Origin of the sequence: Kocuria sp. HSID17590 (assembly GCF_003989485.1) — a bacterium.
Taxonomy (GTDB): domain Bacteria; phylum Actinomycetota; class Actinomycetes; order Actinomycetales; family Micrococcaceae; genus Kocuria; species Kocuria salsicia.
Window position 1 is genome coordinate 27,693 of the sequence record NZ_RBMB01000007.1, and the last position, 25,815, is coordinate 53,507.

Annotated in this window: 21 protein-coding genes; 14 read left to right on the forward strand and 7 right to left on the reverse strand. The window is 71.6% G+C overall.

Annotated features, from left to right (window positions below):
• Window positions 1-51: 51 nt before the first annotated feature.
• The 3 genes from D8M39_RS03605 to D8M39_RS03615 all read right to left on the reverse strand — a co-directional run bounded on the left by D8M39_RS03605 (window position 52) and on the right by D8M39_RS03615 (window position 4,542).
• Window positions 52-1,665 (reverse strand): helicase HerA-like domain-containing protein, encoded by a 1,614-nt coding sequence (locus D8M39_RS03605; protein ID WP_126874437.1) that lies wholly within the window; start codon window positions 1,663-1,665, stop codon window positions 52-54.
• Between the two features lie 3 nt (window positions 1,666-1,668).
• The gene (locus D8M39_RS03610) at window positions 1,669-2,424 is read right to left on the reverse strand and encodes a PspA/IM30 family protein (protein WP_126874438.1); all 756 of its coding nucleotides are present in this window, start codon (window positions 2,422-2,424) and stop codon (window positions 1,669-1,671) included.
• Between the two features lie 87 nt (window positions 2,425-2,511).
• Window positions 2,512-4,542, reverse strand: a complete 2,031-nt coding sequence (locus D8M39_RS03615) for a TPM domain-containing protein (protein ID WP_126874439.1) — start codon at window positions 4,540-4,542, stop codon at window positions 2,512-2,514.
• A 266-nt stretch (window positions 4,543-4,808) separates the two neighbouring features.
• Between D8M39_RS03615 and D8M39_RS03620 the strand changes: the two genes are divergently transcribed.
• Window positions 4,809-6,332, forward strand: a complete 1,524-nt coding sequence (locus D8M39_RS03620; RefSeq protein WP_094394296.1) for a S1C family serine protease — start codon at window positions 4,809-4,811, stop codon at window positions 6,330-6,332.
• A 162-nt stretch (window positions 6,333-6,494) separates the two neighbouring features.
• Here D8M39_RS03620 and D8M39_RS03625 read toward each other — a convergent pair whose 3' ends face one another.
• A complete protein-coding gene (locus tag D8M39_RS03625; protein WP_126874440.1) occupies window positions 6,495-6,959 on the reverse strand; it encodes a tRNA (cytidine(34)-2'-O)-methyltransferase in 465 nt (154 codons plus the stop codon).
• Between the two features lie 34 nt (window positions 6,960-6,993).
• Between D8M39_RS03625 and D8M39_RS03630 the strand changes: the two genes are divergently transcribed.
• From D8M39_RS03630 to secA, 10 genes are all read left to right on the forward strand, one after another.
• On the forward strand, window positions 6,994-8,220 hold the full coding sequence (locus D8M39_RS03630) for a cysteine desulfurase family protein (protein ID WP_094394836.1): 1,227 nt from the start codon (window positions 6,994-6,996) through the stop codon (window positions 8,218-8,220).
• Between the two features lie 203 nt (window positions 8,221-8,423).
• A complete protein-coding gene (gene mnmA, locus D8M39_RS03635) occupies window positions 8,424-9,578 on the forward strand; it encodes a tRNA 2-thiouridine(34) synthase MnmA (protein ID WP_055084840.1) in 1,155 nt (384 codons plus the stop codon).
• Window positions 9,579-9,620: 42 nt separating this feature from the next.
• Window positions 9,621-10,013: a chorismate mutase gene (locus D8M39_RS03640; RefSeq protein ID WP_055084842.1), complete on the forward strand. Its 393-nt coding sequence runs from the start codon at window positions 9,621-9,623 to the stop codon at window positions 10,011-10,013.
• Entirely contained in the window at window positions 10,010-11,032 is a 1,023-nt protein-coding gene (locus tag D8M39_RS03645; RefSeq protein WP_126874441.1) for a hypothetical protein, read from the forward strand. Before D8M39_RS03640 ends, D8M39_RS03645 begins: the two co-directional genes overlap by 4 nt.
• A gap of 87 nt (window positions 11,033-11,119) precedes the next feature.
• Window positions 11,120-11,806: an MtrAB system response regulator MtrA gene (gene mtrA / locus D8M39_RS03650; RefSeq protein ID WP_055084846.1), complete on the forward strand. Its 687-nt coding sequence runs from the start codon at window positions 11,120-11,122 to the stop codon at window positions 11,804-11,806.
• A complete protein-coding gene (gene mtrB / locus D8M39_RS03655) occupies window positions 11,803-13,779 on the forward strand; it encodes an MtrAB system histidine kinase MtrB (protein WP_238693938.1) in 1,977 nt (658 codons plus the stop codon). The genes mtrA and mtrB overlap by 4 nt, the downstream gene beginning before the upstream one ends.
• 143 nt (window positions 13,780-13,922) lie before the next feature.
• The gene (locus D8M39_RS03660) at window positions 13,923-15,542 is read left to right on the forward strand and encodes an LpqB family beta-propeller domain-containing protein (RefSeq protein WP_094394290.1); all 1,620 of its coding nucleotides are present in this window, start codon (window positions 13,923-13,925) and stop codon (window positions 15,540-15,542) included.
• Between the two features lie 177 nt (window positions 15,543-15,719).
• The gene (locus D8M39_RS03665) at window positions 15,720-16,499 is read left to right on the forward strand and encodes a ComF family protein (protein WP_126874442.1); all 780 of its coding nucleotides are present in this window, start codon (window positions 15,720-15,722) and stop codon (window positions 16,497-16,499) included.
• 124 nt (window positions 16,500-16,623) lie between these two features.
• Entirely contained in the window at window positions 16,624-17,316 is a 693-nt protein-coding gene (gene hpf / locus D8M39_RS03670) for a ribosome hibernation-promoting factor, HPF/YfiA family (RefSeq protein ID WP_055084852.1), read from the forward strand.
• A gap of 204 nt (window positions 17,317-17,520) precedes the next feature.
• Window positions 17,521-20,325, forward strand: a complete 2,805-nt coding sequence (gene secA, locus D8M39_RS03675; protein WP_094394286.1) for a preprotein translocase subunit SecA — start codon at window positions 17,521-17,523, stop codon at window positions 20,323-20,325.
• Between the two features lie 130 nt (window positions 20,326-20,455).
• On the opposite strand, the gene D8M39_RS03680 is transcribed toward secA, so the two are convergent.
• A complete protein-coding gene (locus D8M39_RS03680; RefSeq protein ID WP_126874443.1) occupies window positions 20,456-20,905 on the reverse strand; it encodes an Rv3235 family protein in 450 nt (149 codons plus the stop codon).
• A gap of 122 nt (window positions 20,906-21,027) precedes the next feature.
• The gene (locus tag D8M39_RS03685) at window positions 21,028-22,020 is read right to left on the reverse strand and encodes a hypothetical protein (RefSeq protein WP_055084858.1); all 993 of its coding nucleotides are present in this window, start codon (window positions 22,018-22,020) and stop codon (window positions 21,028-21,030) included.
• Between the two features lie 131 nt (window positions 22,021-22,151).
• On the opposite strand from D8M39_RS03685, the gene D8M39_RS03690 reads away from it, so the two are divergent.
• Window positions 22,152-22,820 carry a hypothetical protein gene (locus tag D8M39_RS03690; protein ID WP_238693939.1) on the forward strand — a complete coding sequence of 223 codons (669 nt, stop codon included), beginning with the start codon at window positions 22,152-22,154 and terminating at the stop codon, window positions 22,818-22,820.
• 13 nt (window positions 22,821-22,833) lie between these two features.
• Here the strand turns inward: D8M39_RS03690 and D8M39_RS03695 are convergent, their stop codons facing one another.
• Window positions 22,834-23,049 carry a helix-turn-helix domain-containing protein gene (locus D8M39_RS03695; RefSeq protein ID WP_055084862.1) on the reverse strand — a complete coding sequence of 72 codons (216 nt, stop codon included), beginning with the start codon at window positions 23,047-23,049 and terminating at the stop codon, window positions 22,834-22,836.
• 229 nt (window positions 23,050-23,278) lie between these two features.
• Between D8M39_RS03695 and D8M39_RS03705 the strand changes: the two genes are divergently transcribed.
• Window positions 23,279-23,941 (forward strand): SAF domain-containing protein, encoded by a 663-nt coding sequence (locus tag D8M39_RS03705; protein ID WP_126874445.1) that lies wholly within the window; start codon window positions 23,279-23,281, stop codon window positions 23,939-23,941.
• Window positions 23,938-25,800, forward strand: a complete 1,863-nt coding sequence (locus D8M39_RS03710) for an AAA family ATPase (protein ID WP_238693940.1) — start codon at window positions 23,938-23,940, stop codon at window positions 25,798-25,800. The genes D8M39_RS03705 and D8M39_RS03710 overlap by 4 nt, the downstream gene beginning before the upstream one ends.
• Window positions 25,801-25,815: the final 15 nt, after the last annotated feature.

A 25,815-nucleotide genomic window follows, 5' to 3' on the forward strand; every position in this document is an offset into this window, starting at 1 on the left:
CCCCTTCGAGGGGCACCGGCGGCGTCGTGCGGGGCGGATGTGGGCAGCCGTTCAGCGGCGGCGCCGGGACGTGCCGAAGATGGAGCGCGTGATCTCGCGGCCCAGCACGGAGCCCGCGGAGCGCATCATCGAGCGCATGGCCGGGTTCTCCATGACGGAGCCGAGGAACCCGCCGTCCTCCTGCTCGTCGCGGCGGCCGCGGGGAGCCTCGTCCCGGGCCTCCTCACGACGTCGTTCCTCCGGGGGCTCCTCACGGGGCGCCTCCGGGGCCGCGTCCGTACCGTCGGCGTCCGCCGGGGCCTTCTCCAGCCGTCCGCGCAGCAGCTCGTAGGCGGACTCGCGGTCCACCGCCTCGCCGTACTTGGACAGCAGCGGGGACGCGGCGACGGCGGCGTCCACGGTCTCGGCCGGGGCCGGCTGCATCAGCGACTGCGGCGCGCGCATGCGGGTCCACGCCACGGGAGTGGGCGCGCCGGTCTCGGACAGCACCGTGACCACGGCCTCGCCGGTGGCGAGCTGCGTGAGCAGCTGCTCCAGGTCGTAGGCGCTCTTCGGGTAGGTGCGCACCGCGGACTTCAGCGCTTTGGCGTCGTCCGGGGTGAACGCGCGCAGGGCGTGCTGCACGCGGTTGCCCAGCTGCGCCAGCACGTCCGAGGGGATGTCCTTGGGGGACTGCGTCACGAAGAAGATCCCCACGCCCTTGGAACGGATCAGGCGCACGGTCTGCTCGATCGAGTTCAGGAACTCCTTGGAGGCGTCCTCGAACAGCAGGTGGGCCTCGTCGAAGAAGAACACCAGGCGGGGCTTGTCCGCGTCCCCGACCTCGGGCAGGTCCTGGAACAGGTCCGCGAGCAGCCACATCAGGAACGTGGAGAACACGCGGGGGTGCTGCTGCACCTCGGAGAGCTCCAGGCAGGAGACGACGCCGCGGCCGTCCTGGGCAGTGCGCAGCAGGTCCGCGGTGTCGAACTCGGGCTCCCCGAAGAACACGTCCGCGCCCTCGTTGGCGAACGTGGTCAGCTCGCGCAGGATCACGCCGGCCGTCTGCTTGGACAGGCCGCCGATCTCCGCGAGCTCCTCCTTGCCCTCGGGGGAGGTCAGGTGCACGATCACCTCGCGCAGGTCCTTGAGGTCCAGCAGCGCGTAGCCCTTGGAGTCCGCCCAGTGGAACACGAGTCCCAGGGAGGACTCCTGCGTGGCATTCAGGCCGAGCACCTTGGACATCAGTGTGGGGCCGAACGAGGTCACGGTGGCGCGGATCGGCACCCCCTTGCCCTGTCCACCCAGGCTGTAGAACTCCGTGGGGCTCGCGGCGGGCGTCCACTGCTGGCCCACCGACTCCGCGCGCTGCGCGACCTTCGGGTTCTCCTCACCGGGCTGCGAGATGCCGCTGAGATCGCCCTTGACGTCCGTGAGGAACACGGGCACGCCCTGGGCGCTGAGCTGCTCCGCGAGGGCCTGCAGGGTCTTGGTCTTGCCGGTTCCGGTGGCACCGGCCACCAGGCCGTGCCGGTTCAGCGTGGCCAGGGGCACGCGGACCGGTGCGTCGGTGTGGGGACCGTCCTCGTCGAGGGCGGCACCGAGCTCGAGGCACGGGGCCTCGCTCGCGTAGCCGGTGCGGATGGCCTCGAGCTGCTCGCGCGCGCTGCCCGTCGTCGTCGCCACGACTCAGACTTCCTCGGAGGAGACGATGTTCTCCCCGTCCTTGGCGCCGGAGCCGGCCTTCAGCGCGGCGAGCCGGGCCTCGATCTCCGTCTGCTGGCCCATGTTCTCCAGCGCCTCGAACTGACGGTCCAGGGAGGAGTCCGCGAGCTCCTGCTGTCCGGCCACCCTTGCCTCCTCGCGGCGGACCTTCTCCTCGAAGCGGGAGACCTCACTGGTGGGATCCATGACGTCGAAGGACTTCAGGGCGTCCTGGACCTGGGACTGAGCCTGCACGGTCTTCTGGCGGGCGGCCAGCTCGTCGCGCTTGGTGGAGAGCTCCTGGAGCTTGCCGCGCATGCTGTTGAGCCCGTCCTTGAGCTTGTCCACGACCTCCGTCTGGGAGGAGATCTGCGGCTCTGCGGCGCGCGCCTCGTTCTCGGACTGGATCTGGCGCTGCAGTGCCACCTTGGCGAGGTCGTCGAACTTGCCGGCCTCCAGCTCCTTGCCAGCGCTGCGGAACTCCTCCGCCTTGTTGGACGCCGCGAGGGCCTTGTTGCCCCACTGCGCGGCCTCCTGGACGTCCTCCGCGTGGTCCTTCTCCAGCAGGCGAAGGTTGCCGATGGTCTGGGCCACGGCGGACTCTGCCTCGCGGATGTTCTCCGTGTAGTCGCGGACCATCTGGTCCAGCATCTTCTGCGGGTCCTCCGCAGAGTCGATCATGGCGTTGATGTTGGCCTTGGCCAACTGGGCGATGCGCCCGAAAATCGACTGCTTGCTCATGTCGTTCTCCTCTTCTCGTGTGTCGGATGGAGCTGAGATCTTGCGGGTCAGGGCGGTGCGTGGCAGCCCGTGGGGACCCGGGGCGGCTCAAAAGCTGCCGCCCACCCCGCCGTCGAACCCGCCGCCGTCGCCGAAACCACCGCCGAAACCGCCCCCGAAGCCGCCGCCGTCGCCGAAACCGCCGTCGTGGTGGCCGCCGCCGTAGCCGCCGCCCCCGTTGAGGATGCCGCCCAGCAGGATGCCGCCGAGCACCGCACCGCCAAGACCGTTGCTGCGGCGCCCGCCGTAGCCCATGCCGCCGTAGCCGGCGGGAGAGCTGTAGAACTGGTCGACGTCCGCGGTCGCGGAGCGCTGTGCGTCCTCGGCGAGCCGGATGGACTGGTTGGCCTCGTTCAGTGCACGCTCTGGATCGGACTCCTGCAGCTGCTGGGCGATCTGCAGGTGGCGCTCTGCCTCCGCGAGCTGGGTGCGCGCCTGAGCGCCCACGCCGCCCCGGCGCGCCCACACGTAGTCCGACGCCGTGGTGAGGCTCGCCTGCGCGCTCACCAGCGTGTGGGAGAGGGTCTCGCGGGCAGAGCGGGCACGGTCCTGGGCGTTGCGGACGTCCTGAAGCCCCTTGTCCAGCTCCGCCTTCGCCTGGGCCAGGCGACGGGCCGAGCCCACGGGGTCGTAGTGGCCCGAGGACATCTGCTCCGTGACCGTCTGCAGCACAGAGCGCACCCCCGCGGCGGCACCCGCGAGCTCGGGGCGAGAGCCGTGCTGCACGATCCCCTCGGCCTCGGCGACGTCCCGCTGCGCGATGCTCACGGCATCCTTGAGGGACTCCTCGGCCTTCGCCAGCTCGCGGCGCGCGTTGTCCACCGAGGTGATGAGCCCCTCGGCCTGACCCGTGGCCTCCTCGGCGGCCCGGATCGCGAGCACCCCTTCGGAGACCTCACCGGAGTCCAGGTGCTGCTGCGCCTGCTGGATCGAGGACTCCGCGAACTCGAGGCGGTCCCGCGCCTGGGCGCCGTTGTCCGCCACTGGGGCCAGGGCGGCGTCGTCGTAGGTCCCGTGCAGCGAGACGAGCGTAGCCTCGGCGTCCGCAAGGCGTGGCCGCGCGTCCGCCACGGCGCGGCGGACCCCCTCCAACGCCTCGGGGGCGCGGGTCTCCAGCTGCCGCAGCTGGGTGAAGTTCTTCTCCTGCTCCGCGAGCGGCGCCCTGGCCTGCCGCGTGCGGTCGATGATCTCACCGAGCCACGCGCGCTGGTCCGCCTCGGTGTCCGGGATGTCGTCCTCGAGCTTCTGCTGCAGCTCGAAGGACTCCCGCATGTGCTCCTTGGCGCGGGCGATCGCCTCCTGGAACGGCCGTGTCTGCTCCGCGCCGTACTGCAGCTGCGCGAACGCGAGCTCCTGCTCGGAGTGCTGGATGGCGTTGTCCGCCTCCACGAGTGCCGATCCGGCCTGCCTGTGGAGCTCCGGCAGGGGCACCAGCGGACGCTGCGGCGCGCCACCGCGCTGCTGCTGGCCCCCCGGTACGTCTGCGCCACGACGACGTCGCTTGCGCGCCACGACCACGGCACCCACGCCCACGGCGGCGAGCCCCCCGACCGCCACGGTGCCCAGAACCGCACCGCCACCACCGCCCAGACCGCCGCTGAGGGCGGAGTCGATACCCTTCACCGCGCCCTCGGCCGCGCCGTTCCAGTCACCCTTGTTCAGTGCGGGGGCAATGTCATCGGTGTAGATCTTCTGTCGGTCGCTGGTGGAGAGTGGCCCGGCGGAGCTGGCCAGGAATCGTGCCTGGCGAGCCTGTGTGGCCACCGCCAGCACGGCGTCGTTGCTGCCGAGACCGTTGTCGGAGGCGAACTGCTTCGCCCACTGCTCCGGGTCGGTGGGATCCGTGAAGCGCTCTACGTAGACCACGTAGAGCGTGATCTGGTGTTCCTGGGACAGGGACGCGATCGAGTCCTGCAGCGCGGAGGTGTCACCGAGCGCGTCCGCTGAATCCACGACGCGGACGCCCGGATCCACCGTGGGCGGGGTCTCGGCCAGTGCTGCGGGGGAGAGGAGCATCAGGGAGGAACCTGCGAGTGCGGCCGCCGACAGTGTGCGCCGCCAGTAGGTGCGTGAACTCATGACCCTCGTTCTTTCGACGTCAGCCCGGTGGTTCGGCGCCCCCCGTGATCGTCGGTGCGTTCTGCGCGGGAGCGGCGCCGCTCAAGTCACAGAATACGCTGAGCACAGGTGCTGGATCCGTGATGTCAGCGCGCACCCCGGAAAGGTTGAGCTGATTCACGAGAACCCGTCAGTTCTCACAGCACCGGCACAGCACGGGCGCGCATACTGTGGCAACGGAAAGAGACCGGCCCAGGAGTCGGTACCTGAGGTTCTGAGGAGAGAAGATGGCCGATTCCCACGATCCCCGCGACGGCGGCGATCCGCAGCGTCCCGTCCCCCGCTACGGAGAGCAGGCCTACAGAGCGAGCGACTCCGGGTCGACCGGCGCCGCGGGGGACACCGGGGCCGATCCGCGGCACGGTTCGCCCTGGAACCCGAACGACACTCAGCCCATTCCCCCCGCATCCCAGAACGGCCACAACGGCTACGGCTCGGGCAGCGCGGACGGCCAGGCTGGCGGGTACGGCGGGGGTTACGACGGTGCGTCGTTCCAGGGCGGCTCCGCGGCCCACCCGGGTGAGGGCGGCACGAAGACCCGCCGCAAGTTCTCCGCCGGCGCGATGGTGGCAGGCATGGCGCTCGCCGGTCTGCTCGGTGCGGGGACCGCGGTCGGCACCGGTGCGGTGGCCGGTGGGAGCAGCTCGTCGACGAGCGCGAACAGCTCCCCGGTGATCGTCAACAACACGGACTCGGTCAACGAGATCACGGGTGCCACGCAGAAGGCGTCCCCCTCCGTGGTCACCATCTCCGCGACGTCGGGCAGTGAGGCCGGCACCGGCTCCGGCGTGGTGCTCGACGACCAGGGCCACATCCTCACCAACACCCACGTGGTCACACTCGACGGCGCCACCTCCAACGCGAACCTGGAGGTGCAGACCGCGGACGGCTCGGTGCGCAAGGCCACCGTCGTGGGCACGGACCCCGAGTCCGATCTCGCCGTCATCAAGGTGGACCCCTCCGGGCTGACCCCCGCAGAGTTCGCGGACTCGAGCAAGCTCAACGTGGGCGACGTGGCGATCGCGATCGGTGCTCCTCTCGGACTGAGCGGAACCGTCACGGACGGCATCGTGTCCACGCTCAACCGGACGATCGCCGTCGCCTCCTCGGCGGCGCAGGAGACCCCGGAGGACTCCCAGCAGGGCGGCGGCGGGCAGGACTTCTTCTTCAACTTCCCGGACAACGGGCAGTCGGGCTCGCAGTCCGCGAAGTCGAGCGTCTACCTCAACGTCCTGCAGACGGACGCGGCGATCAACCCCGGCAACTCGGGTGGCGCGCTCGTGAACTCGAGCGGTCAGGTGATCGGCATCAACGTGGCGATCGCCTCGGCGGCGGGGTCCTCCTCGAACGACTCCTCCAGCTCGGGGAACATCGGGGTGGGATTCTCGATCCCGTCCAACACGGCCAAGCGGGTCGCGGACGAGATCATCAAGGACGGCAAGGCCACGCATGGCTACCTGGGCGCGTCCGTCTCCTCCTACACGCCGTCCGGGAGCAACTCGGGGCAGTTCTCCTCGGGCGCCCTGGTGCGCAGCGTGGAGAGCGGCTCCCCGGCCGCGGACGCCGGGCTGAAGGCCAACGACGTGGTCACGAAGTTCAACGGCAAGTCCATCACGGACGCCGATGCGCTGACCGCGGGCATCCGCGAGCTCGCGGCCGGTTCCCAGGCGGAGCTCACCTTCCGCCGCGGCAACGATGAGAAGACCGTCACGGTCACCGTCGGCAACGCGGCGGACCACACGAGCAACTAGCCACTGCACGGGGACAGCCCCGGACGGAGCGCCCCTCGACGACGGCGCCCTGCGCACCCGGGTGCGCAGGGCGCCGTCGTTGTGCGCTGCGCTGGGCCGCCGTCGCCGTGTTCCCCGGCGTGGTGGCTGCGGTACCGGCCCCGCGCCGCCGTCGTCCCCGGCTCAGACGCCGTCCGGGAAGCCCAGCTGGCGCCAGGCCTCGTAGAGCGCGATGGACGCCGAGTTGGCGAGGTTGAGGGAGCGGCGGCCGGGCAGCATGGGGATGCGCACCCGCTCGGTCACGTGCGGGTCCTCCAGGACGTCCCCCGGAAGCCCCGTGGACTCGCGGCCGAAGAGCAGGACGTCCCCGTCCCGGTAGTCCAGCTGCGTGTGGCGGGTGCTCGAGTGGGACGTGAACGCGATCACGCGGGCATCCCCGAGCGAGTCCCAGAGCGCGTCAACGCTGGGGTGCACGTCCATGACTGCGAGGTCGTGGTAGTCCAGGCCCGCGCGGCGCAGGTTGGCATCGTCAAAGTTGAAGCCCAGGGGCTCCACCAGGTGCAGCCGTGCGCCGGTGCACGCGGCCAGGCGGATCGCGTTGCCCGTGTTGCCGGGGATCTCGGGGGTGTGGAAGACGAAGTGCAGCATGGGGGCGATTGTAGGCGCGCCTAGAATGGGGACCATGCCCACACCCCGCGTCTACATGGATCACGCCGCCACCACGGACATGCTCCCGGAGGCCGTTGAGGCGTTCGTCGAGCAGGCCCGCAGGGGCGGCAACCCGGCCTCCCTGCACTCCGGCGGTCGCGCCGCGCGCATGACGCTGGAGACGGGGCGGGACCAGATCGCGGCAGCCCTCAACGCGGAACCGGTCGAGGTCATCCTGACCTCCGGCGGCACCGAGGCGGACAACATGGCGGTGCTCGGCCTCTACCGTGCGGCACGGGAGGCCGACCCTCGTCGCACGGTGATCGCGCTGTCCACCGTGGAGCACCACGCCGTGTCCGAGACAGCCGAGTGGCTCGTTGCCCACGAGGGCGCGGAGCTCGCGTGGCTCGAGGTGGCCGAGGACGGCCGCGTGGACCCCGCCGCGCTCGCGGACCTGCTCGCGCGGCGCGGTGACGAGGTCGCGCTGGCCACGGTGATGTGGGCGAACAACGAGGTCGGCGCCGTCCAGCCCGTGGCGGAACTCGCGGCCCTGTGCGACGACGCCGGGGTGGCCTGCCACGTGGACGCGGTCCAGGCGTTCTGCGCCGTGCCCGTGGACGCCCATCTGCGCGGCATCAGCACCCTCGCAGTCTCGGCCCACAAGCTCGGCGGCCCGATGGGTGTGGGTGCGCTCTACGCCCCACGCACGGTGAAGCTCGCCGCAACCAGCTTCGGGGGAGGTCAGGAGCGCAGTGTCCGCTCCGGCACCGTGAACGCGGCGGGTGCCGCGGCGTTCGGCGCGGCGGTCGAGGCGGCCCGGTCCGATCTGCGCGGGGAGTTCCTGCGCCGCGCACGCCTTCGCGACGCCCTCGTGGCCGGGATCCGGGAGCGGGTCCCGGACGCCGTTCTGCGAGGGCCCGAGCCGGGTGCCCCGGAGGCGGAGTGGGAGCATCCCACCCGGCTGCCGGGCAACGCGCACTTCACGTTCCCCGGTTGCGAGGGGGACTCCATGCTCTTCCTCTTCGACGCGGCCGGGGTGGCGCTGTCCACCGGCTCGGCGTGCAACGCGGGCGTGCCGCGCGCCTCCCACGTGCTGCTGGCCATGGGCGTGCCGGAGGAGACTGCCCGCGGCGCGCAGCGCTTCTCGCTTGGGCACACGAGCACGCAGCAGGACGTCGAGCGCGTCCTGGACGCGGTGGGCGAGGTCTACGAGCGCGCCCGCACCGCGGGCCTCTCGGGGCACGTGCCCGGCGCGTTCTGAGCGGGTTGCCCGCTGAGCACGACGACGCCGCGGCCCGCGCCGCCCGGACGAACCGGCGCCGGGGCACCCGCCGCGGCGCGCGGCGTCGTCCCCGGGAATAGCAGTTTGGCAGGCGGCGTTGTTAAGTCGTCCCCGGGAATAGCAGTTTGGCAGGCGGCGTTGTTAAGGAGTCCCACCCGACGACTTTCCCTGGAGGCACCCCCGTGCGCGTACTGGCAGCCATGAGCGGCGGCGTGGACTCGGCAGTGGCCGCGGCACGCGCCGTGGACGCCGGGCACGACGTCACCGGCGTCCACCTGGCACTGTCCCGCACCCCGGGCACGCTGCGCACCGGAGCACGCGGATGCTGCACGATCGAGGACTCCCGGGACGCGTGGCGTGCCGCGGAGAAACTGGGCATCCCGTACTACGTGTGGGACTTCTCCGAGCGCTTCCAGGCGGACGTGGTGGACGACTTCGTGGCCGAGTACGCCGCCGGGCGCACCCCGAACCCGTGCATGCGCTGCAACGAGAAGATCAAGTTCGCCGCCCTGCTGGAGAAGGCGCTGGCGCTGGGCTTCGACGCCGTGTGCACCGGCCACTACGCCAAGGTGGTGGAGGACGCGGACGGCCACAAGGAGCTGCACCGCGCCGCGGACTGGGCGAAGGACCAGTCCTACGTGCTGGGCGTGCTGACCGCCGAGCAGCTGGAGCACGCCATCTTCCCCCTCGCCGAGACCCCCTCCAAGGCGCAGGTGCGCGCGGAGGCGGAGGAGCGGGGACTGTCCGTGGCCAAGAAGCCGGACTCCCACGACATCTGCTTCATCCCGGACGGCAACACCCGCGGGTGGCTCGAGGACCACATGGACCTGGACCCCGGGCGGATCGTCGACACCGAGGGCAACGAGCTGGGAGAGCACCGCGGTGCCCAGGCCTACACCGTGGGACAGCGCCGCGGGCTGCACATCGGCCGCCCCGCCCCGGACGGCAAGCCCCGGTTCGTGCTGGAGATCCGGCCCAAGACCAACGAGGTGGTCGTGGGTCCCGAGCAGCTGCTCGCGATCGACGTCATGGAGGGGATCCGCCCCTCGTGGGCGGGCCTGCCCCCGCGTGAGGTCGCGGCCCTGGGTGACGCGACGGACGCCCGCTCCGAGGAGTTTCCGGTGACCGTGCAGGTGCGCGCCCACGGCGATCCCGCCCCGGCGACCGCCTGGCTGAGCCGCGAGGCCGGCGAGCCCCGGCTGCACGTGCGGCTCGCGGAGTCCCAGCGCGGCGTCGCACCCGGACAGACCATGGTCCTCTACCAGGGGACGCGCGTGCTGGGGCAGGCCACGATCGACTCCGCGCACGCGGACCGCCCGGTCGTCGCGGCCTCCTGAGAGCGTTTCGGGGCGTCGGACCACGGTGATTACAGTGGACGCATGACCCCAGCCACTCACCCGACCGCCCGCCCCGAGGACCACGCCCCGGTGGATCCGGCGGCGTCCGACGTCCCGCACCGCACGTCCGAGACCGCGCTCGAGCGGCTGAGCTCGATCCGCGGCACGATCGACAACATCGATGCCGCCCTGATCCACCTGCTCGCGGAGCGCTTCAAGGCAACCCAGCGGGTGGGCAGGCTCAAGGCCGAGAACGACCTCCCGCCGTCGGACCCGGAGCGGGAGAAGGCGCAGATCCAGCGGCTGCGCAGCCTCGCGGAGGCGGCTCACCTGGACCCCGAGTTCGCAGAGAAGTTCCTCAACTTCATCATTAGCGAGGTCATCCGCCACCACGAGGCCATCTCCGAGGACCACCACCGCGGCCAGGACGCATGAGCGCGCCCGCGGGGGACGCCGTCACGGCCACCCTCACCCGGGCGCTGCGGGGGACGGACCTCTTCGAGACGTTCACGGTGCTGCGCGGCGAACTGGGTGCGCCCCACCTCGCGGGCGTTCCCGTGCTGCCGGACCGCGGACCGCAGGCTGAGCTCGCGGCCCGCACGAGCGCCGTGCTCGACTCGCTGCACGCGGACCGGCAGCCCCACGGGTGGCGGATCACCTCCGTGCCCGGTGCGGACTCCCGGCAGGCCCGGGCCCTGCTCGCGAGCGACCTCAACGTGGTCGCGGACGTCCTGGGCGCCGAGTCCGGTTCGGACACCGGCCCCGTCGCGTTCTCCCTGCTCGGCCCGGTCTCTCTCGCCGCCACGGTCCACGTGCACAACGGCGAGAAGCTGCAGTCGGACCCCGGCGCACGGCGGGACCTCACCCAGTCCTGGTGCGCGGGGCTGGGCGAGCTGCTTGCCGCCCTGCGGCGCAACACGGACGGCCGCGGCACGGTGCTGGTGGTCGAGGAGCCCGAGCTGGACCGCGTGCTGCGCGGCACCATTCCCACCGCCAGCGGCTACCGCACCCTGCGCTCCCTGCCGCGCCACGAGGTGCGGGCGGCCCTCACCGAGGCCGTCGGTGCGGCGCGCGACGCCGGCGCGGAGCGTGTGCTGCTCGCCGCCGGTTCCGCGGAGCCCTCCTGGGCGCTGCGCACGGGAGCGGACACCGCGGTGACCGCGCTGCCCACCGGTCCCACAGAGGCGTGGGAGCCCCTCGCAGCCCTGCACGAGGCGGGGGTGGGGCTGTGCTTCGACACCGCACCCGTGACCGGTCGTCCCGCCGTGCGCGCCCACGTGGAGCGGGTGCTGCGGCCCTGGACCGAGCTGGGTATGGACCCCGCCGCGCTGCTCGGGACGCTGCTGGCGCCGTCGTCGGCCGTCAGTGAGCTCACCCCGCCCGAGCTGCCGGGTGCACTGCGGCGCGTGACGGAGCTGGGGGACGCGCTCACGGAGGCGTGCAGCGAGGCCTGAGCCCCACCAGGCCGTAGAATCTCAGCAGGACGCGGGGAGCCCGGCCACGGCCGCACCCGGTGGAGGACTCGAGTGCGAAAGCGGGCCATGAAGGCGAGAATCTTGGTAGTGGACGACGACGCCGCGTTGTCGGAAATGATCGGCATCATCCTGGCCTCGGAGGACTTCGAGCCGGTGTACTGCTACGAGGGTTCCAGCGCGCGCGAGGTCTTCCGCGCCTCCGAGCCGGACCTGATCCTGCTGGACCTCATGCTCCCGGGCATGGACGGCATCCAGGTCTGCCAGCAGATCCGTGCCGAGTCGGACATCCCGATCGTGATGCTCACCGCCAAGTCGGACACCGCGGACGTCGTGCGCGGGCTGGAGGCCGGCGCGGACGACTACGTCCCCAAGCCGTTCAAGCCCGCCGAGCTCGTGGCCCGCGTCAAAGCGCGGCTGCGCCCCACCGACCGCGGTGCCTCGCAGGAGATCACCCTGGGGGACATCGTCATCGACGTCACCGGGCACACCGTGACCCGCGACGGCGAGGAGATCCCCCTGACCCCGCTGGAGTTCGACCTGCTCGCCACGCTCGCGCGCTCCCCGCACCAGGTCTTCAGCCGCGACGAGCTGCTGCGGGACGTGTGGGGCTACCCCCACGCGGCGGACAACCGGCTCGTGAACGTGCACGTGCAGCGGCTGCGCTCCAAGGTCGAGCGCGACCCCGAGAACCCCGAGGTGGTGCTGACCGTCCGGGGGATCGGCTACAAGGCGGGCGGACACCCGCATAAATGACGGTGTCCCCGGCGAACGCCGCGGCGCGCAACCCCGGCCCGCGCCGTCGCCCCAAGCGCTTCCGCAGGCTCCGGCTGAGCCGCCGTGTGCTGTTCCGCCGCTGGCGGCAGTCGCTGCAGTTCCGGGCCATTGCGGTGGCGCTCACCCTCACCTCCATGGCGTTCTTCGCCACGGGGAGCTTCCTGTCCCACCAGATCGCGGACCGGCTGTTCACGGACCGCCTCAACCAGGTGCTGGAGGAGGCCCGCACGGACATCGGCACCGCGCAGGCCAGCTTCGACGCCTCGGACGCCTCGGACCGCACCGAGGTGCAGGCGCTCATCAACTCCACCCTCGGCAAGCTGAGCCAGGACCCCAGCACCACGGACCACCGCTGGGTGCTGATCCCCCTGGACCAGGGGACGGGACAGTCCTTCGTGGGGGTGCAGACGGAGAGCTCGTGGATGACCTCGGCATCGGTGCCGCAGCAGCTGCAGCAGCGCGTGGCGAGCGGGGACGGCACGTACTGGCAGCCGGCGTCCGTGCGGATGGCCGAGAACGCGCCGGAGCAGCCCGTGATCGTGATCGGGGACGTGGTCCAGCTCAACCAGAACTCCCGCTACGGCCTCTACTTCGTCTACGACTTCTCGGACCCGCAGGCCACCCTGGACTCGATCCACGCCGTGCTGCTGCTGTCCATGGTGGCGCTGCTGCTGCTCGTGGGAACGATCGTGTGGTACGTGACCCGCGAGGTGGTGCGCCCGGTCTCCAACACGGCCCGCGTCTCCCAGCGGCTGTCCGAGGGTGACCTGGACGTGCGCATGGACGTGCGCGGCAGCAACGAGGTGGCACGGCTGAGCCGGTCCTTCAACCGGATGGCGGACTCCATCCAGAACCAGATCACGCAGCTCGAGCAGCTCTCCTCCATGCAGCAGACCTTCGTCTCGGACGTCTCCCACGAGCTGCGCACGCCCCTGACCACGGTCAAGATGGCCGCCGAGGTACTCTACAACGCCCGCGACGACTTCGACCCCGTGAACCGGCGCTCGAGCGAGCTGCTGCACAACCAGGTGGAGCGCTTCGACTCGATGCTCTCGGACCTGCTGGAGATCTCCCGCTTCGACGCCGGGGCGGCGCGGCTGGACATGGCCTCGACCGACATCTTCTCCGTGATCTACGACGTCGTGGAGGCGGCCGCGCCGATCATCCTCACCTCCGGCTCGGAGCTCACCGTGCGCTCGACCCTCACCCGCGCCGTGGTGCAGATGGACCAGCGGCGCATCGACCGGATCCTGCGCAACCTGGTGACCAACGCGCTGGAGCACGGGGAGAGCAAGCCCGTGGACATCTACGTGGGCGCGAACGAGAACTGCGTGGCGGTGGCGGTGCGGGACCACGGCATCGGCATGACCGAGGAGCAGACCAGCAAGGTGTTCAACAGGTTCTGGCGCGGCGATCCCGCCCGCGTCCGCACCGTGGGCGGCACCGGGCTGGGTCTGGCGATCGCTACGGAGGACACCCGGCTGCACGGGGGACGGCTCGAGGTCTGGGCCGAGCCGGACAACGGCGCCTGCTTCCGCCTCACCCTGCCGCTGCTGCGCACTCAGCCCCTGGACCCGGAGCTGCCGAACCCTCTGCCCATGCCGCCGGACGAGGACTCCGCCGAGTCCACGGCGCGCGTCACGGACACCGGTTCCCTCCAGCTGACGGCCCCGCCCACGCGCTTCGTGAGCGAGCCTGCCACTGGTCAGCTGCGCATCGAGGTTCCGGGGGAGCGTGGCCCGCAGGGGGCCTCGGCGGGTCCCGCCGCCCCGGAGCACCCGGGCGGCTCCGGAGACAGCGTCAGTCACGGTGACGGTGACTGTGACGGCGACGCCGCCGCGGACGTGACCGGGCACGGTCACGGTGGGCGCGGCGTCGTCGGCGGCGCGGGAAGCGGTCCGCGGACGGGCTCGAGCGCGGCCACGGACGGCCGCGGGACGGAGGAGTCATGACGGCACGGAAGCACTCACGGCAGGTGAGGGGCCGGACCGGCGGAACGCCTGCCGGTAGGACGCCCGCGCAGCACCGGCGCGCCCGGTACGCCGGCGCGCTGGCGGCGGTGGCGCTCGGTCTGACGCTGTCGGCGTGCGGAGCCATGCCCCGCTCCGGTCCGGTGCACAAGGTCATCGAGCCCACCGAGCAGTCCGAGCAGACCGCCATGGCGTTCAACCCCCAGGCCCCGCAGGTGGGGGCCTCGGCGCAGGAGATCGTCGAGGGCTTCCTGGCCGCCGGGGTGGGGGCGCAGGACGACTACTCCGTGGCGCGCAAGTACCTCACCCCGCAGCTGGCCACCACGTGGAAGCCGGACACCCGCGTGCTCATCCACTCGGGCGAGCCCACCACCGTGCCGCGGCTCAACGAGGGCGAGTTCCGCACGAGTCTGGAGATCAGCGGTGAGCTGGGCTCCAACGGTGTCCTCACGTCCCAGCCCTCGGGCAGCACGCGCGTGCTGGACTTCGTGCTGACCTCCGTGGACGGCCAGTGGCGGATCTCCAAGGCGCCGGACGGGGTGATCGTGCCGCGGGCAGACTTCGAGCAGATCTTCGACCCCATCACGCTCTATTTCTACTCCGCGAAGGACCCGAACTACCTGGTGCCGGACCCCCGGTGGTTCGCGAAGCGCTCCACGGCCTCCACCGCTGCCGTCCGCGCCCTGCTGAGCGGTCCCGCGGGATACCTCGGGACCGCGGTGACAAGCGCGCTGCCGCAGACCGCGTCCCTCTCCCGCTCCTCGGTGCCCGTGTCCGGGGGGACCGCGGCGGTGGCCCTGAGCCTCGCGAACTTCGACCCCGCGGACGTGGACGAGGCCCACCGCATGGACCAGCAGCTGCGGGCCACCCTGCGTTCGGTGCCGAACGTCGAGGACGTGGACCTCACCATCAACGACGCCCCGGTGGAGACCTCTGGGAGCTCGAGCAGCGAGGCCGTCCGCTCGGTCACCGTGCCGAACCGGCAGATCGGCGTGTCCGACAACCGCCTCGCGTTCTACCAGGGCGGGCAGTCCGAGGACATCCCCAACGTGACCCTGCCTGACGGCGCCTCGATTGCCCGGCCGGCCATGGGCACCGAGGCCACCATTTTCGGATTCGTCAACAACGCGGACTCCGTCGTCTACACCGTGGCCTCGGGGAGGGAGCCGGAGCGGCGCTGGTCCGGCACGCAGCTGACTCGCCCCAGCTTCGACCGCATGGACTACGTGTGGGGCTCCGACCGCTCCGGGACCGTGCACGCGGTGCGCGCCTCCGACGAGGGCGAGGGCAGCACCGTGAGCGCGCAGTGGCTCGAGAACCAGCACGTGGCCTCCCTGCGGATCTCGCGGGAAGGCAGCCGCGCGCTCGTGGTGACCACCACGGGCAGTTCCTCCCGCGCCACGGTGTGGCTCGCGGGCGTGGTCCGGGACGACTCCGGGCGGCCCACCGAGCTCGTGAAGGGCAACGCGGTGGCGGCGGACGTGGACGTGGACACGGCCCAGTGGATCAGCGCGGACGAGTTCGTGACCACGGCGCTGGACCAGGACGGCAACGCGCAGCCCCGGCGCTACAGCGTGGCCGGGCGCTACGACGAGCTGCCGTCCCTGACGGGCGTCACCTCGATCGCCGGCGGCAACGGCCCGGCCGCGGTCTACGGCGCGTCGGACGGCAAGCTGTACATGCTCACCGGCAGCTCGTGGGCCCTGCAGAGCGAAGCGGTCACGGACACCGCGTTCGCGGGGTGAGCGCGCCGTGATCCGCGGCTGACGAGCGCCCGGTCGGGTGCCGTCGCACGGGGCACCGGGCTTTGACGGGCTCCCGGGTCTCCCGGGTGGTGCACGTGCCCCGGGGCCCGTGCGGTCCGCCCTCCCCATGACCTCCGGGGGCTGCGGTGCGCCCGCCGCACGGTGTGAACTCGGTCCATGACGACGAGGACGACGCCGCCGCGGCGCCGCGGGCCCGTGGGCTGGGACGCCCGGGCCGCCCGGTTCGCCGGCTGGTGGGCCCAGGCCCTGGAACTCGTCCTGCCCGTGACCTGCGCGGTGTGCGGGGAGCCAGGGAAGGCCCTGTGCCGCTCGTGCCGCATCGTGCTCCGGCGTGCCACGGCGCACCCGGGCTCACTGGTGCCCCCTCCGCCGCTCGCCGCCGCTGGGGTGCGCGTGTGGACCGCGGGGGAGTACGAGCACGAGCTCGCGTCCTGCCTCCTGGCGTTCAAGAACGGTGGCCGCACGGATCTCGCCCCGGTCCTCTCGGCCGTGCTCGCCCCGGTGCTGACCGCGGCCGCGCGGGACGTCCGCAAGGAACCGGGTGGTGCGACGGCGCCGGTGCACTGGGTGCCGGTTCCCACGAGCGCCCGCGCGCGGCGTCGTCGCTGGTTCGACCCGGTGGCGAGCATTCTCGGGGGCACCGCCCTGCCCCGGAACACCCGCGTCACCCCCGCCGTGTCCCACCGGCGGGTGCGGGGACGGGGCACCGGGAGCCAGAAGGCGCGCGGCGGCGCCCAGCGGGAGCGGGCGCTGCGCGGGACGATGCGTGCGACGGGCGTGCGGGGCACGGTGTGCTTGGTCGTGGACGACGTCCTCACCACGGGCGCCACGGCGGCCGAGGCCGTGCGCGCACTGCGGGCCGCCGGGGCGTGCGTGCCCGCCGTCGTGACCCTCGCCGGGGTCCGCGTCCCGCGTTCACCCCAGGAGAACGCATGAACGTCCGAGGTGGCGATCAGTGAATTTCCTCACCAATTCATCTAGCGTTGGACCACGGGAATCAAAGGTGTCCCGCGTGGGCGAGCAACTGGTCCCACACCATCCTCAAGCTCTGGAGGGTCTCATGGAACTGAACATCAAGGGTCGCAACATCACTCTGCCGGACCGTTTCCGGGAACACGTCGAGTCCAAGAGCGAGCGGTTCCAGCAGCTGGGCGACAAGGTGGAGGCCATCGAGGTCAAGGTGACCAAGGACACCTCCGGTTCCGGGCGCCAGGGGATCCGTGTGGAGATCACGGTGGACGGGCGCGGCCCCGTGGTCCGTGCGGAGGCCCGCAACGACGACAAGTTCGCGGCGTTCGACGAGGCCTACGCGAAGCTCATGGAGCAGTTGCGCCGGGCGCGTGATCGTCGCAAGATCCACCGCGGAGGCCACCAGCGCCCCGTCGCCGTCCACGAGGCCACGGGCTCCCTGCCCGTGGTGCCGAGCGACGCCGGGCCCGCATTCGCCTCCGAGCAGGAGCTCGCCGCGGCAGAGGACGAGGTGTTCGACGACGAGTTCGTCCTGAGCGACACCCCCTCGCCCGTGGAGATCCGCCGCAAGCGCTTCCCGGCCCACGAGATCACCGTGGACGAGGCCGTGGACCAGATGGAGCTCGTGGGTCACGACTTCTTCCTGTTCGTGGACAAGGACACGCAGGAGCCCTCCGCCGTCTACCGCCGCAAGGGCTGGGAGTACGGCGTGATCAGCCTCAGCGCGGACGGTGCCTCCGGCGAGGAGAAGGTGGCCTACCAGGCGGACGCCACGGCCTCCTGAGCCCGCCCGCCGGGCACCACCGCCCAGCACCCCGCACCACCACCGGGCCCCGCGACCACGTCGCGGGGCCCGGTCCGTGGTCACGGACGGCGCGATTCCCGCGAGCACGCGGGAATCGTCCAGCCTCACTCACGTACACTGTTCGGCGGTGCACCCCCAGCCCATCTCCGGTGCCCACCACTGATCTCGGAGGAGCGAACACACGTGGCGTCATTCCTGGAAAAAGTCCTTCGCACGGGGGACAAGCGTGTCCTGAAGCGGCTGAGGACTTACGCGGACGCCGTCAACAGCCTCGAGGACAGCTTCAAGGAGCTCTCCGACGCCGAGCTGAGGGCCGAGACGGACTCGTTCCGGGAGCGCATCGAGGGCGGCGAGTCGCTGGACCGACTGCTCCCCGAAGCCTTTGCCGCCGTGCGCGAGGCCGCGTCCCGCACGCTGGGCCAGCGCCACTTCGACGTCCAGATCATGGGCGGTGCCGCGCTGCACCTCGGCTACATCGCCGAGATGAAGACCGGTGAGGGCAAGACGCTCGTGGCCACCCTGCCCGCGTACCTCAACGCCCTCACGGGCAAGGGCGTGCACGTGGTCACCGTCAACGACTACCTGGCCGAGTACCAGGCGAACCTCATGGGCCGTGTGTTCCGCTTCCTGGGGCTGGAGACGGGCGTGATCCTGAGCGGACAGGATCCGGCCACCCGCCGGGAGCAGTACAACGCGGACATCACCTACGGCACGAACAACGAGTTCGGCTTCGACTACCTGCGCGACAACATGGCCTGGAGCAAGGACGAGCTCGTCCAGCGCGGGCACAACTTCGCGATCGTGGACGAGGTGGACTCCATCCTCATCGACGAGGCCAGGACCCCGCTGATCATCTCCGGACCGGCCTCCGGGGAGGCGAACCGCTGGTACCGCGAGTTCGCGACCGTCGTGAAGAAGCTCGTCCCGGAGACCGACTACGAGGTGGACGAGAAGAAGCGCACCGTGGGTGTGCTCGAGCCCGGGATCGAGAAGGTCGAGGACTGGCTCGGGATCGAGAACCTCTACGAGTCCCAGAACACGCCGCTGATCGGGTTCCTGAACAACGCCATCAAGGCCAAGGAGCTGTTCCGCAACAACAAGGACTACATCGTTGCCGGCGGCGAGGTGAAGATCGTGGACGAGCACACCGGTCGTGTGCTCGCCGGTCGGCGCTACAACGAGGGCGTCCACCAGGCCATCGAGGCCAAGGAGGGCGTGGAGATCAAGCCCGAGAACCAGACGATGGCCACGATCACCCTGCAGAACTACTTCCGCCTCTACGACAAGCTCTCCGGCATGACGGGCACCGCGCAGACCGAGGCGGCGGAGTTCATGAACACGTACGAGATCGGCGTCGTCGCCATCCCGCCGCACCGCGGCATCGCCCGCGAGGACAAGCGGGACGTGGTCTACAAGAACGAGGCCACCAAGTACGCCGCCGTGGTGCGTGACATCGAGGAGCGCCACGAGAAGGGCCAGCCCGTGCTCGTGGGCACGGCCTCCGTGGAGAAGTCCGAGTACCTCTCGCGGTTGCTCGCCAAGCGCGGGGTGCGCCACGAGGTGCTCAACGCCAAGAACCACGCCCGTGAGGCCGCGATCGTGGCGCAGGCCGGACGCAAGGGAGCGGTCACGGTCGCCACGAACATGGCCGGTCGAGGCACGGACATCATGCTGGGCGGCAACGCCGAGTTCAACGCCGTCGAGAAGATGGCTGAGCTGGGGCTGGACCCGGAGCGCGACGCCGAGAAGTACGAGGCGCAGTGGCCCACGGTGCTGGAGCAGTGCGAGGCCGCCACCCGCAGCGAGCACGACGAGGTGCTGGAGGCGGGCGGCCTGTACGTGCTCGGCACCGAACGCCACGAGTCACGCCGCATCGACAACCAGCTCCGCGGCCGTTCGGGGCGTCAGGGCGATCCCGGGGAGTCCCGGTTCTACCTGTCCCTCTCCGACGACCTCATGCGCCTGTTCAACCCGGGTGCCGCGCAGCGTCTGATGGCGATCGCCCCGGACGACGTCCCCGTGACCGGGCGCCTGATCACCTCCGGCATCGCCAACGCCCAGAACCAGGTGGAGGGGCGCAACGCCGAGCAGCGCAAGAACGTGCTGAAGTACGACGACGTCCTCAACCGCCAGCGCGAGGTGGTCTACCGCGACCGTCGCCGGATCCTCATGGGCGAGGACATCAAGGGGCAGATCGAGCAGTTCACCGAGGAGATCATCACCTCCACCATCACGGACCGCACACGCGTGGGGCACTCCGAGGACTGGGACCTGGACGAGCTGTGGACCGCACTGCGGGCCATCTACCCGATCTCGATCACGCACCAGGAAGTGGTGGAGGAGGCCGGCGGTCTTCCCCGTCTCTCCGCGGACTTCCTGCAGGAGCAGATCCTCTCGGATGCGAAGGTCAGCTACCAGGAGCGCGAGGAGCAGCTGGGCTCCGAGGCCATGCGCAACCTGGAGCGCCGCGTGCTGCTCTCGGTGATCGGCCAGCGCTGGCCGGAGCACCTGTACGAAATGGACTACCTCAAGGAGGGCATCGGGCTGCGGGCCATGGCCCAGCGCGACCCCCTGGTGGAGTACCAGCGCGAGGGCCACGCCATGTTCCAGGACATGATGGCCGCCATCCGCGAGCAGACCGTGGTCACGCTCTTCAACCTCGAGGTCCGCAAGCAGCGCACCGGTGAGACGGGCGGGGCGGTCGAGCTGACCACGCCGCAGCGCCCCGCGTTCCTGCAGTACACGGCTCCCGACGAGGACGGCACGCCGCACGCGGAGGTCGAGTCGGAGGAGCAGTGGGGTTCCGACGCCGCGGCGACCGGGACGTCGAGCGCCGCTGGGACGTCGAGCACTTCCGGTACGTCGAGCACGTCCGGGGCTTCGGGCACTGAGGACGACGACGACGCCGAGACTGGCGCGAACCGGGCCCAGCGCCGCACGAAGGCCGGCAAGGGTGGCGCGAAGGCGAAGCGCGGCAAGCGACGCTGAACTCCTGAGCCGCTGTGGCGCTGAACCGCTGTGGTGCGGACCCCTGAGCTGCTGAGCCGACGGGTTGCTGGGGCGCTGCCTTGCTGTGACAGGGTGCCCGGGATCCCCGGCACGCCGCGGGCGGAGTCGCTCACCCCACCTCGAGGTGGGTGACACGCCACTGGCGGCTGATGCGTTCGATGCGCAGCGCGACCGCGCGTGCCCGGGTGGCCTCCTCGACCACGAGTGAGGCCTCCCAGCACCCCGGCGCGGGACTGCACACGCGCACGCGGCGGATCCTGGAGGCCCGGTGCACGTCGAAGGCTGCACGCCGTTCGGGGCACTGCTCCTGCACGAGCTTCAGCATGGCCGCACGCTGCGTGAAGCGCTCGACCACCTCCGGCTCCGTCCACAGGGACAGCTGAGAGGCCGGACGGGTTCCCGCCAGGATCTCTACTGCGGCCTGGCCGATGCTGCGCGCAATTGCCGCCACGCGCTCCATCTCGTTCTTTCCGGTCAGTGCGGCGGCGGAACGGTCCTGCCGCCAGGTGTAGCCACCCGCGGGAGTGCGGGGTGCGGATTCGGGAACGGCGATGCTCATGGTGTGCTCCTCGTGGTTCGTGGTTCGTGGTTCGTGGTTCGTGGTTCGTGACGTGCGGTGCGTGACTGGTGGTCAGCGGATCGTTGCCGCTGACGGTGTGACTGCTGGCGCGGTCTGTGGGCTCATTCCCGTGCGTTCTGCTGCGTGAGCAGGTGCGGTGGTACCCGCAGCTGGTCGCCCGGGTGGATCAGGTCCCCGTGCTCGGCGAGCGTGTTGTGCTCCAGCCAGGACGCGAGGTGCTGTGACACGGTGGCGTCCGAGACGTCCGGGCCCAGCAGCTGGGACGAGAGGTCCCAGAGGGTGTCCCCGGCCATGACGGTGATGACCCCGTCCGCCACGCGCTCCCGGGCGGGAGGATTGGCGATCGAGTTCGTTGTCCCATCGGGCGCTCCGGCCCGCGTGTCAGCCTGGCCTGTGCTCCGCCCGAGCGGCAGGCCCGTGGGCGTGCCTGCGGCGGGCGCCCCGCCCGTGGTCGTTCCGGCCGCGGGCGAACCGCCAGCGGGCAGGTCGGGACTCGCCGGGGCGCCAGGGTCTGTTGCGGTGCCGGGTTCCGACGCCGCATCGGTACCGCCGAGGCCGCCTTCGGCACCCGGCGTCCCGTTGGCCGAGGTGCCGCTGGCGGGTGACGTGCCGTCGGCTGACGGGATGGCCGCCGGTGCCGCGGCATCCGTCGTGCTGGGCTGCTCGCCGGGTGCTGCGAGCTGCTCCGTGCCCGAGGCCGCGGACCCCCAGAACGGGTCCAGAGCGGCGTCGTCGGCGTGGGCGGGGGAGAGGACCGCGAGCTGGATGCCCACGGCGGCCGCCGTCGTCCGTGCGACGAGGCCCGGGGTGAGCCGGGTGGCCCGGCGCTCCAGGCCGGCCCAGCGCAGCCGTCTCGCAACCGCAGCGAGGGTGAGCATGGCCAGTCCGCCGATCCACCACCCGGCCACGGCCAGGCACGTGCCCGCGGCGAGCACGGCGACGGCCAGCGTCGGGTCGTCGGTGGCACCCGCGGAACGGAGGCGATCGGCCTGCAGCCATCCGAGCGCTCCCAGGGATGCTGCCGCGAGGGGAACCACGAGCCAGAGCGCCGCACGCGGTGACGGTGCGGAGGATTCAATCGTCGCTCGTGGCATGTCGGGCTCCTGATGATGTCGTTTGATGCCGTTTGATATTTTTAGATCATTCAGAGGTTTCACTCGGGAGTCAATCAAAGAACCAAATGCATGGAGCGGGGACCGCAGAGCGGCTGGGACGCGAGTGCCCGGTGCCCTACGGTGAAGCGCAGGTCCTGCGCGGGCGCCGCTCAGGAGGACGGCGGCTGGGCAGGGATCGGCACGGGGAGGCGGGGCTGGAGATGCGGTGGGACGAGCTCTTCGAGGACATGGAGGCGCAGCTCGAGCAGGCGCACGTGCGCACCGTCGAGCAGGAGGCGGTGGAGACGGCGCGGGCGGAGCTCTCGCGGCTGTCGCTGCTCGAGCGGCTCGCGGCGCACCGGGACCACCCGGTGCGGTTGCGGCCCTCACGCGGTGACACGCTGGAGGGCGTCCTCGCGGACGTGGGTGCGGGGTGGGTCGTGGTGCGGGAACGGCACCTGCAGCACCTGGTGCCGCTGCACAGCGTGGTGTGGTGGGAGGGGCTGCCGCGGCGGTTCGAGGTGCTGCCCGAGAGGTCCACGATCCGCAGACTCGGCATGGGTCACGTGCTGCGGGCCCTGAGCACGGCGCGGGTCCACGTGCGCGTGCTGCTGCAGGATCCCGCCGGTCAAGGTGAGCTGGAGGGCACGCTGGACGCGGTGGGACAGGACTTCCTCGACGTGGCGGTGCACCCGGAGGACGAGTTCCGACGACGCCGCGCGGTCACCGCGGTGCGCACGGTCGGGTTCTCCGCGGTCGCCCTGGTCTCCTCGCTCGACACCGGATCCGAGGGGCTGTGAACCCCGGACGGGTTCAGTGCAGGGTGCCCTCGCGCACCGCGGTCTGCGTGCGCTCGTAGCCCTGCTGGATGTACTCCTCGAGCTTGCTCTTCTCCACGCGCCACTGGCCGCGGCCCCCCACCTGGATGGCCGGCAGCTCGCCGGAGCGCACCATCGCGCGGGCCTGCGCCACGGAGACGGAGAGGATCTCCGCGACGTCGGAGAGCGTGAGGAATCGTTGCTGCGTCACGGCCCTGTCTCACTTCCTTTGGCGCTGTTCGATGTCGAATCATCGGAGTTCACCAGACATTGTCCCACGTGGGGCGGAGAGGGACCGGTTATCAACAGGATCGACCGGGCATGCAGGCGTGGACACCTCTGTCCACAGTGTGTCCCGTCACACTTCCCAGGGGGCTCCCGCGCGGGGCACACTCGGGTGGATCCGGTGGGGACCGGGCACTGGGGGAAAGGACGATCGCATGGGCAGCTCGGCATCGCAGGGACGGGCATCCACCACGGCCGCGAGATTCCGGAAACCGTCCTGGCGGGATCCGCGGCTGCTCGTGGGTCTGCTGCTGGTGCTCGTCTCCGTGATGGGTGTGGTGCTCCTGGTGGCCACGGCCAACAGGAGCGAGCCCTACTACGCCGCCGCGGGGGACCTCGCGGTGGGGCAGCGGATCACCCGCGAGGACCTCACCACCGTGGACGCACACCTGCAGGACGCCTCCGAGCGCTACCTTCCCGCCTCTCAGGAGCTGCAGGAGAACGCCGTGGTGACCCAGCGCGTGGCGCAGGGGGAGCTGGTCCCCGCCACCTCACTGGGCACTGCCGACGAGCTGGACCGCACGCCTGTGGGCATCAAGCTTGAAACCCCCGTGCCCGCCCAGGCCGGGCCCGGTTCCCACGTGGACGTGTGGGTGGCACAGCCCAAGCCCACGGGCCGGGGGTTCCAGGAACCCAGGAAGCTCGTCCCGGGTGCGGAGATCGCCCGCGTGGACACCACGGACACCGCCCTGGGCGGCACGGGCGGCGTCACCGTCCACGTGCTCGTCCGCCAGGCGCAGGTGGGTCCGCTCGTGGACGCCCTCGGCAACGACGCCAAGGTCACCCTGGTGCTCGACGTCACCGGGAGCGGCTCGTGAGCATCTCCGTGGCCACCCTGGGCATCAGCACGTGGGAGCTGGTGGACCGGCTCGAACGGCTGCACGGGGAGGTCACGGTGGTGCGGCGGTGCATGGACCTCTCGGAGCTGCTGGCCTGCTCGCACACCGGGATGGCGGACGTGGCACTTGTCGGGGAGGGCGCGGAGGAGCTCACCGGAAGTCTCCTGGAGCAGCTCGACGGCAACGGCGTGCGAGTGCTCGTGGTCGAGGGGCACGACAGCTCACGGCTGTCCCGGCTCGGCGTGGGCAGCGTGGCCGTGGCGGCCTCGGGCGAGGACCTCGCGGAACGGATCCGCCTGGCGGTGCGAGGACCAGCCAGCGGCCACGCCGGGAACGGGGCCGGCGCGCGGGCGGTCGGTGCGACGTCGGCGGCCGCGGCGGAAGACGACGACGGCACAGCCCACGATGACGCTGCGGCGCGCCACGCGGAGGGCGCATCGGCCCGTACTCCAGCACGCGACGACGTCGCTGGCGCACCTGATCCCCGACTCGCACCCGCCGAACCCGGTGCGGCCGGAGGCAGCCGTTCCCGTGGGAGTCGATCCGAAGGTTCGGCGGGACAGGGGCGCAGCGGCGACAAGGGCAGTGCCGGCGGGGGCACGGCCGGGACCGGCACGGTCGGTGGTGGCCGGGACAAACGCGGTAAGGCCGCGGGCCGCGCGGGCGGCGGATCGTCCGTCGCCGAGGGGCGGCGGGCCCCGGGCAAGGGCGCTCGCGGGAAGGGACGCGGTCGAGCCGCGGGTCCAGCAGTGGGCTCCGACGACGCACGTGGCAGCGGCTCGGCGCGCGGGGAGTCCCCGTCCCCGGCGCAGCCCACGAAGGGGGCTGGAACCGGCACCTCGGCCGACCGGGAGACGAATGAACTCGGCGGGGAGTCCGGGGAGAGCGCCTGGCGGCCGGACGCCCACGCCGCGTCCGCAGCCCCCGGGTCTGCCCCGGACGGTTCCGGGGCCCGCGGTCTCGTGACCGTGTGGGGCCCCGCGGGTTCCCCGGGGCGGACCGTGACCGCCGTGAACCTCGCCGCGGAGGCCGCTGTCCTCGGTGTGCGCGTGCTGCTCGTGGACGCGGACACCTACGCCGCGTCGGTGGCCGCGAGCCTCGGCATGCTGGACGAGGCGGCGGGCCTCGCCCAGGCCTGCCGACTCGCGGACCAGGGCCGCATGGACGAGGCGGGGCTGCGACGCTGCGTCACCGCAGTCTCCGTGGCCGGTGCGTCCATGGACGTGCTGACCGGGATCACCCGGCACGACAGGTGGCCCGAGATCCGCGGCTCCGCTCTGGAGAGTGTCCTCGAACGGGCGCGGCAGGACTACGAGCTCGTGGTCGTGGATGTCTCCTCGTGCCTCGAGGCGGACGAGGAGATCAGCACCGACTTCCTGGCGCCGCGCCGCAACGCCGCCGCGCTCGGGGCAGTCGCCGCGGCGGACACGGTGATCGCACTCGGCGCCGCGGACGCACTGGGGGTGCCCCGGCTCGTGAAGGCCCTGCCGGACCTCTGGGAGGCCGCACCCTCCGCCCGCCTCGTGGTGGTGGTGAACAAGCTGCGCGCCGCAGCCGCGGGGCGCTCCGCGGGCGAGGCCGTGCGGGAGGCCTGGGACCGGTTCTCGCCAGGCAACCCCGTGGCCCACACCCTTCCGTGGGATCCGGCCGCGTGCGACGACGCGCTGCTCGCCGGCGCGGTCCTCGCCGAGACGGCCCCGCGCAGCGCCCTGCGGGCCGAGCTGACCGCCCTCGTGCGCGTGCTGGAGCATCCGGAGGAAGACTCGGGTGCGGCGCAGACCACCGTGAGGGGGACTAGGCTGGGGCGTCAAATGGGCGCGTGGTTGCGCCGCGGTTGACGGTCGGAAAGCGAG

Bases quoted from the DNA above. Each gene is read 5' to 3' on its own strand.
- D8M39_RS03610 (WP_126874438.1), bottom strand. From the start codon at position 2,424: ATGAGCAAGCAGTCGATTTTCGGGCGCATCGCCCAGTTGGCCAAGGCC.
- D8M39_RS03685 (WP_055084858.1), bottom strand. From the start codon at position 22,020: ATGCCACGAGCGACGATTGAATCCTCCGCACCGTCACCGCGTGCGGCG.
- D8M39_RS03640 (WP_055084842.1), top strand. From the start codon at position 9,621: ATGACCCCAGCCACTCACCCGACCGCCCGCCCCGAGGACCACGCCCCG.
- D8M39_RS03680 (WP_126874443.1), bottom strand. From the start codon at position 20,905: ATGAGCATCGCCGTTCCCGAATCCGCACCCCGCACTCCCGCGGGTGGC.
- D8M39_RS03660 (WP_094394290.1), top strand. From the start codon at position 13,923: ATGCCCCGCTCCGGTCCGGTGCACAAGGTCATCGAGCCCACCGAGCAG.
- D8M39_RS03620 (WP_094394296.1), top strand. From the start codon at position 4,809: ATGGCCGATTCCCACGATCCCCGCGACGGCGGCGATCCGCAGCGTCCC.
- D8M39_RS03645 (WP_126874441.1), top strand. From the start codon at position 10,010: ATGAGCGCGCCCGCGGGGGACGCCGTCACGGCCACCCTCACCCGGGCG.
- mtrA (WP_055084846.1), top strand. From the start codon at position 11,120: ATGAAGGCGAGAATCTTGGTAGTGGACGACGACGCCGCGTTGTCGGAA.
- D8M39_RS03615 (WP_126874439.1), bottom strand. From the start codon at position 4,542: ATGAGTTCACGCACCTACTGGCGGCGCACACTGTCGGCGGCCGCACTC.
- mtrB (WP_238693938.1), top strand. From the start codon at position 11,803: ATGACGGTGTCCCCGGCGAACGCCGCGGCGCGCAACCCCGGCCCGCGC.
- hpf (WP_055084852.1), top strand. From the start codon at position 16,624: ATGGAACTGAACATCAAGGGTCGCAACATCACTCTGCCGGACCGTTTC.
- D8M39_RS03625 (WP_126874440.1), bottom strand. From the start codon at position 6,959: ATGCTGCACTTCGTCTTCCACACCCCCGAGATCCCCGGCAACACGGGC.
- D8M39_RS03630 (WP_094394836.1), top strand. From the start codon at position 6,994: ATGCCCACACCCCGCGTCTACATGGATCACGCCGCCACCACGGACATG.
- D8M39_RS03705 (WP_126874445.1), top strand. From the start codon at position 23,279: ATGGGCAGCTCGGCATCGCAGGGACGGGCATCCACCACGGCCGCGAGA.
- D8M39_RS03665 (WP_126874442.1), top strand. From the start codon at position 15,720: ATGACGACGAGGACGACGCCGCCGCGGCGCCGCGGGCCCGTGGGCTGG.